At 63.4% G+C, this 374-nt stretch carries 1 protein-coding gene; it reads left to right on the top strand.

Translation table 11 applies throughout. The features are described from left to right. Positions 1 to 248: 248 nt before the first annotated feature. Positions 249 to 374 (top strand): cold-shock protein (locus ACFXGX_RS37755; protein WP_384801221.1); only part of this gene is annotated, 126 nt, incomplete at its 3' end.

The raw sequence follows: 374 nt of genomic DNA, 5'->3' as shown, positions 1-374 counted from the left end.
GGGGCGGGGCCCGTGGGCCTGGCGGCGGGCGGCGGGGGGGGTGGGGGCCGGGTGTGTCCCGGCCCACACGCCTAGCCTCGCTCCCTGATATCAGGGTGTGCTACTGTCTCATTGATACGTTTTTGGTACCCATTTACTTTGTGCGCCTGATCGGAATCCTCCGCAGGCGCGTTTTGTTTTACCGGCATCTCCGGCATTACCCGGTGCATCTCCGGATGGGGGCCCAACTACCTGTTCAGGAGAACAACATGGCTACTGGCACCGTGAAGTGGTTCAACTCGGAAAAGGGCTTCGGCTTCATCGAGCAGGACGGCGGCGGCCCCGACGTCTTCGCCCACTACTCGAACATCGCCAGCTCCGGCTTCCGTGAGCTC

This window comes from Streptomyces sp. NPDC059371, from assembly GCF_042751995.1.
In the GTDB taxonomy this organism is placed as follows: Bacteria; Actinomycetota; Actinomycetes; order Streptomycetales; family Streptomycetaceae; genus Streptomyces.
This window is presented reverse-complemented; position numbering and strand designations above follow the sequence as displayed.